Consider the following 3,726-nt stretch of genomic DNA (forward strand, 5'->3'; position numbering starts at 1 on the left):
CGGCGTCGTCAACGCACCCTCGGGCGCGCCGACGCTGGCGCTCACCGGCGGCGCCGCGGCACGCCTCGCGCAGATGATCCCATCGGGGCACACCGCGCATATCCATTTGACGCTGACCGACGATCATCCATGGGCGCAGGCCTTCGTGATCATCGAAGCAATCAAGGACTGAAAACCAAAATGGCGAAGAAGAACGCAAAGGACGACGGCGGCTGGGGCAAGCTGATCCGCGACGTCGTGGTGATTTTGCTCCTCGTGCTCGGCATCCACAGCTGCGTCGCCAAGCCTTTCTATATCCCGTCCGATTCGATGATGCCGGTGCTGCGCAACGGCGACCGGCTGATCGTCAGCAAATATCCCTATGGCTGGTCCTATTCCTCGGTCAGCTTTCATTTGGCGCCCAAGGTCGCGGGCCGGCTGTTCGGCAGGCTGCCCGAGCGCGGCGATATTGTCGTGCTCGAACATCCGGTGACTCGCATCGACTATATCAAGCGCGTCATCGGCCTGCCCGGAGATACGATCCAGCTCACCAACGGCGAACTCAGCATCAACGGCAAGCCGGTGAAGCGCGAGGTCCAGCCGATGCTGGCGATTCCGGTCGATCCCAATTTGCCTGGCCCCGACAGCAGCCTGTTCCGCTTCGTGAACCGCGGCGCCGACGGAAAGCAAGTCCTCGAGCTGCCGATCGTCCGCGAAACGCTGCCCGGCGGCGCGACCTTCGACACGATCGACATGGGACCCGGCTATGCGACCGACGATTATGGCCCGGTCACCGTGCCCGCCGATCACGTCTTCCTGATGGGCGACAACCGCGACGGCAGCGCCGACAGCCGCGTCGGCACGGACCAGAAAGGCCTTGGCGGCCCCGTCCCCTTCGACGCGATCGCCGGGCGCGCCGAGATCGTCAGCTTTTCGACCGACGGAACCGCCGAGTGGTATAACCCATTGAGCTGGTTTAATGCCTTGCGTTCGGCGCGTGCGGGAACCGACCTGCGGCCCGAGCGTCAGGGCAACTAAACAAAACGGGGAACAAGATATGGCGGCGACAAGGAAGACAAGCGGAACGCGCGCCGCCAGCGCCGCCGCGAAGGCCGACGCGCACCGGGAAGCCCCCGGCCCCACCGAGATTCGCAGCCAGCTCGTCCGCACCGAGCTGTTGAAAGCCGGCGTCTGGATCGGCCTCGCGCTGCTCATCGGCCTGTGCATCGTCCTGATCCAGCCGATCCTGCTGATCTTTGCCGGCATCGTGATGGCGTCGATGCTCGATGGCGGGGCGCGTCTGCTCGGCCGCGTGCTGCCGATCGCGCGCGGCTGGCGGCTGCTCATCGTCTGCCTGTCGCTGCTCGCCTTCCTTGGCTGGACGATCCTGTTCGCGGGGTCGCAGATCGCCGACCAGGCGGCGACCTTGCAAACGGTCGTGATGGCGCAGATCGAGCGTATCGCCGCCTGGGCGAGCGACCATGGCATGGGCAATTTCCAGCTCGATACAAAGACGATCACCGACAATCTCGCCGGCACATTCGGCCGCGTCACCGCGGCGGTTGGCACCGTGCTCGGCGGGCTGACCAGCCTGATCATGATCCTCGTGCTCGGCATCTTCATCGCGATCGAGCCGCGGCTTTACGAACGCGGCGTCGCGTGGATGCTGCCGATGAAGAGCCGCGAGAATTTCTACATCACCACCGCGCGCATGGGCTTCACGCTGCGCCGCCTGATGGCGGGGCGCCTGCTCGGCATGCTCGTCGAGGGCATCGGGACATGGCTCGCCTGCCTTGCCGTCGGCATCCCGATGGCGGCGCTGATGGGGCTGCTCACCGGCCTGCTCGCCTTCATCCCCAATATCGGCGCGATCGTGTCGGGCGTACTGCTCGTCCTCGTCGGCTTCTCGGCGGGGACCGACACCGGCTTCTATGCAATCCTGATCTATTTCGTCGTCCAGACGGTCGACGGCTATCTGATCGTCCCGATGGTTGCCAAGAAGACCGTCGACCTTGCCCCCGCGCTCGTGCTTGGCGCACAGATATTGTTCGGCGCGCTGCTCGGCCTCATGGGATTGTTCCTCGCCGACCCGATCGTCGCGATGATCAAGGTTGCGCTGGAGCGCGAGGCCGAGCGCAATGCCGGCGCGGCCAATACGAAAACGGCGGCGGGCACCTGAGCCCACCGCCGCTTTAATTTCGTCGAGACCGCTCGCTTATTGCTGCGGCGGCATGCCCGGCGGCGGACCGGCCGGACCACTCGGAGCACCGCCGGGGCCGCCCTGCATCATCTGTTGCTGCTGCATCATCTGCTGCTGTTGCTGCATCTGCTGCTGCATCGCGCGAACCTCGGCCTCCGAGCGGAAGTCGAGCAAGGTCACGGTGAAATGCAGCGTACTGCCCGCCGGGATCGGCCCGGTGGCGCGGTCGCCATAGCCGAGCTGCGCGGGAATCGTGATCTTGTACTCGCCGCCCTTTTTCATCCGTGTCAGTGCTTCGGAGAAACCGGGAACAACCTGCGCAACCTGCATCGGCGCCTGTTCGTTGGCGTCGAAGACGGTGCCATCGTCGAGCTTGCCTTCATATTTCACGAGGACGACGTCGGCCTTGGTCGGGCTCGCGCCCGTGCCTTCCTTCACGACTTCGAACCCGATGCGCGGAGTCATATGCCAGGCAAAGGCCGCGCCCGCCACGAGCAGCGCCGCGAGGCCGAACCACATCAGCCAGAGGCCGCCCTTGCTCACCGGGCGCAATGGAACCGTCGTTACGCTCATCTTGCAGTCCTTTACCTGCCCCGTTTTTCGGGGACGAAATGTCGGGCACGCCTATAGGCGGAGCGGCGCGGAACGGTCCAGAGGCAATTATGCACGATAGCCATATACGCGAATGTCGGCTTTGAGGCAGGAAGCTGCCATCGCCTCACTTTCTTTCGTCATCCCGGACTTGATCCGGGATCCCGCTTTTTGAGGCACCGACTGACTGCGACTTCAGAGCGGAACCCCGGATCAAGTCCGGGGTGACGATGATGGATAGTCCGCAAACCAGTCACAAGCTCCTCCAAACCAACGAAAAAGGGCGCCGCGTTGCCGCAGCGCCCTTTTCACGATCAGGATCCCGAACGGGAGACGGTCTTACTTGATCCCGTCGCGCTCCATCCGCTTGCGCTCCATCTTGCGGGCGCGGCGGACGGCGGCGGCGTGCTCGCGCGCGCGCTTTTCGCTGGGCTTCTCGTAGTGACGGCGCAGCTTCATTTCGCGATACACGCCCTCACGCTGCAGCTTCTTCTTGAGCGCGCGAAGGGCCTGGTCGACATTATTGTCGCGAACGATGATTTGCATGTGCCGTGTCGTCTCCTGTTCGTCAAAACGATTTGGGGCCACCGGGCAACCCGGTTTGCCGTAAATCGCCGATATTCGGGCAATAAAAAGAGCGCCGCGATCACGCGACGTTCCGATGAAGCGCCAACTAGAGGGATTCGCGCCGAAATGCAAGCCCCCGCGCGGTGAACCGCGTCCGCCGCGCTCCCGGACCGCCCTGCCCGCTTGCGGGATTGTGCCGGACCCTCGCCTTATGGCATAGGTAGCAAGACGAAACTAACATCATAATGAGGGACAGGCCATGGCGACCCAGCTCAAGCGCAACAGCAAATATAGCGAAGCCGAATGGACGGCGCGGCAGGAGCTTGCCGCCTGCTATCGCATCTTCGCGATGATGGGCTGGGACGAGATGATCTTCAACCATATCACGG

At 63.8% G+C, this 3,726-nt stretch carries 4 protein-coding genes and 2 pseudogenes; 4 read left to right on the top strand and 2 right to left on the bottom strand.

The genetic code is table 11. The features are described from left to right. The 3 genes and pseudogenes from VJ811_RS11650 to VJ811_RS11660 form a co-directional block, all read left to right on the top strand. Positions 1-172 (top strand): annotated as a pseudogene (locus VJ811_RS11650) (holo-ACP synthase); the annotation flags it as partial. 8 nt (positions 173-180) lie between these two features. Further along, the gene (lepB, locus tag VJ811_RS11655; RefSeq protein WP_324072471.1) at positions 181-1,017 is read left to right on the top strand and encodes a signal peptidase I; all 837 of its coding nucleotides are present in this window, start codon (positions 181-183) and stop codon (positions 1,015-1,017) included. 19 nt (positions 1,018-1,036) lie between these two features. After that, on the top strand, positions 1,037-2,158 hold the full coding sequence (locus VJ811_RS11660; protein ID WP_324072473.1) for an AI-2E family transporter: 1,122 nt from the start codon (positions 1,037-1,039) through the stop codon (positions 2,156-2,158). Between the two features lie 36 nt (positions 2,159-2,194). Here VJ811_RS11660 and VJ811_RS11665 read toward each other — a convergent pair whose 3' ends face one another. Together VJ811_RS11665 and rpsU are read right to left on the bottom strand one after the other, a co-directional pair. Further along, on the bottom strand, positions 2,195-2,752 hold the full coding sequence (locus VJ811_RS11665) for an FKBP-type peptidyl-prolyl cis-trans isomerase (protein WP_324072475.1): 558 nt from the start codon (positions 2,750-2,752) through the stop codon (positions 2,195-2,197). Between the two features lie 357 nt (positions 2,753-3,109). Beyond that, complete coding sequence (rpsU, locus tag VJ811_RS11670; RefSeq protein WP_037510267.1) at positions 3,110-3,316, bottom strand: 30S ribosomal protein S21; 207 nt, start codon at positions 3,314-3,316, stop codon at positions 3,110-3,112. Between the two features lie 280 nt (positions 3,317-3,596). Between rpsU and VJ811_RS11675 the strand changes: the two are divergent. After that, positions 3,597-3,726, top strand: a pseudogene (locus VJ811_RS11675) (class II aldolase/adducin family protein); the annotation flags it as partial.

Origin of the sequence: Sphingopyxis sp., assembly GCF_035250425.1 — a bacterium.
Lineage (GTDB): Bacteria > Pseudomonadota > Alphaproteobacteria > Sphingomonadales > Sphingomonadaceae > Sphingopyxis.